This is a genomic window from Janthinobacterium sp. AD80 (assembly GCF_002878455.1).
In the GTDB taxonomy this organism is placed as follows: domain Bacteria; phylum Pseudomonadota; class Gammaproteobacteria; order Burkholderiales; family Burkholderiaceae_D; genus Janthinobacterium.
Window position 1 is genome coordinate 1 of the sequence record NZ_NRDQ01000274.1, and the last position, 2,365, is coordinate 2,365.

At 70.1% G+C, this 2,365-nt stretch carries 2 protein-coding genes and 1 pseudogene; all 3 read right to left on the reverse strand.

Going from position 1 to position 2,365, the window contains the following annotated elements; translation table 11 throughout:
- Positions 1-274, reverse strand: a pseudogene (locus JaAD80_RS28510) (sodium:dicarboxylate symporter); the annotation flags it as partial.
- The gene (locus tag JaAD80_RS28515) at positions 271-1,614 is read right to left on the reverse strand and encodes a dicarboxylate/amino acid:cation symporter (protein ID WP_180979645.1); all 1,344 of its coding nucleotides are present in this window, start codon (positions 1,612-1,614) and stop codon (positions 271-273) included. The gene JaAD80_RS28515 and the pseudogene JaAD80_RS28510, both read right to left, overlap by 4 nt.
- 3 nt (positions 1,615-1,617) lie before the next feature.
- Positions 1,618-2,365, reverse strand: a 748-nt coding sequence (locus JaAD80_RS28520; RefSeq protein ID WP_102299536.1) for an ABC transporter substrate-binding protein, incomplete at its 5' end; no start/stop codon positions are given.

The following is a 2,365-nucleotide window of genomic DNA, read 5'->3' on the forward strand; positions in this document are numbered from 1 at the left end:
CCAGCGCGCACAGCAGCATGAGCAGCACGCCCAGCAGCGCCAGCACGCCCATGCGGCGCCACTGCTCGCCGGCCGCCGCCATGCGCTGCAGGCCGAAGTACACGGCCAGCACGAGAAACGGCAAGGCCGCCACCTGGATCAGCGACAGATAAATGGTCGCCAGGGCGCCGAACAGGGGCGCGCCCTGCGGCCACAGCATGCCCGCCCAGGCGCCCAGCAGCACCGCGCCGAGCAGCGCGGCGGGATGGTGGAGCATGTCGCGCAGCAGGTTCATGGCTGCAAGGTCACGGGCCGCGCGCAGATCAGCGAGACGGCCGCGCAGTTGGCGATGACGGTGAGCGCCGTGCGGGCCATGGCGCAGACGGGATCGACGGCGACGAACAGCACGAAGGCCGCCTCGAACGGCAGCGACAGGCTGGCGCACACCACGCCCATCAGCGATACCGTCACCACGCCGGCCATGCCGGACGAGGCAAGGCCCGTCAGCGCGGCCAGCCCCGCAAGCAGGGCCAGGTCGGCGGCAGACAGGCTGCGGCCGTACAGGGCGGCGATGAACATGCTGCCGCAGACAAAATACGCCACCGGTCCGGCGCGCAGCAGGGCCACGCTGAGCGGCACCAGCAATTCCACGCGCGAGCGCGAAAAACCCAGCCGCCCCACCAGCGCATTGACCATGGCCGGCATGCAGGCGGCGCTGTTGTTGGTGGCCACGCCCAGCGCGAACGGTTCGCGCATGGCCTTCATCACGTCCCGGGCGCCGACCCCGGCGCGGTGGCGCACGACGGCCATGGCCACGCCGATCAGCAGCGCGCTGACGGCCAGGAAGCCGCCGACGAAACCGGCCATGGCCGCCAGCGGCGCCAGGCCCGTGCGCGCCACCTGGCCGGCCGACATGCACACGAGAATCAGCGGCAGCGGCAGGTTGATCCAGCCCGTCAGGGTCTGGCAAGCCTTGTAGACGGTTTCCAGCGCATCCTGCAAGCCCGTCGAGATGCGGCTGGGCACCTGCCCCACGGCAAAGCCGAACAGCAGCGCGAAGACCAGCGCCTTGAGCGTTTCGCCGTTGGCCAGCGCGGCGAAGATGTTCGACGGGATCAAGGTGCGCAAAATCTCCTGCGCGCTGGCCGAGGCGGGCGCCGGTTCCGGCGTCAGCAGGGCCATGGCCGTGTTGCTGCCATCCGCATCGCCGCCGACGATATGCCCGAGCGCGGCGCGCGTGCCTTCGGACATGCCGCCGCCAGGATGCAGCAGCCAGGTGGCGAGGGTGGCCAGCACGGCCGCCGCCAGCGCCAGCAGCACGAACACCACCACCACGCGCTGCACGATCTTGCCCGCCCCGCCCTCGCGGTACAGGTTTTGCAGGCTCAGCACCACCGCCGACATCATGAACGGCAGCACCACCATCGTCAACAAGTCCACGTAGACGACGCCGACCAGGCCCAGCGGACGCGCCACGCCGGGCGCGGCCCAGCCGATGGTCGCGCCCAGCAGCACGCAGGCCAGCACCATGAAGGGGTTGATGGCCAGCGCGCGGAAGCGGCGCAGGGTGGCGCCCCGCTCTGGCGCGGCCACGGGGGCGATGTTGCCGGTGTCGCTATTGAGAGGGGTATGCATGCTCTACCTCGCCAGTTTCAGGGCGCTGGCCACGCTGGGCTTGTCGGCGCGCGTGCCGATCACCTCGTTGACCAGGGACAATAAAGTGCTGTCGCCCACGCCCACCATCACGCTCAGCACGGACTGCGCGTCGCTGAAGGTGACGGTGCGCAGGGTCAATGCCAGGCGCGGGTCGCGCTCCAGCACGGCGCGCACTTCCAGCTCGTCGCGATACGCGCCGGCCACCTCGCCGCGGCTGACGGCGTCGACCAGCGCCGCCCAGCTGGGATACGGCTTCACGCTGGCCTGCGGAAAATGCCGGCGCGCGAACTCTTCCCACGAGGTGCGTTCCATGACGCCGATCTGCCCCTTGAAGTCGCGCATCACCTGTTTCAGGGGACGCTCGCCAGCCATTTCCGCGAAGCGCACGCGGTTCAGCAGCATGGCGTGGCCCAGCAGCATGTAGGGCGTGGAAAACTGCACCATCTGGCTGCGCTTGAGGGTGCGGCCAAGGCGGCCGATGGCGATATCGGCCTGGCCCAGGCCCACCAGTTCCACCACGCCGTCGATGGTGGCGCCGCTGCGGTCGAAGCGCACGGGCACGCCCAGCTCCTTGCCGATGCTGCGCGCCAGGTCGACGTCGATACCGCTCAGCACGCCTTTTTTCTCCGTGTAGAACGGCGGGCTGTCGCCCTTGAACATGGCCACCACCAGTTCGCCGCGCGCGACGATGCGGGCGATGTCGGGCGCCATCAGGCGGCCATCGGCGCCG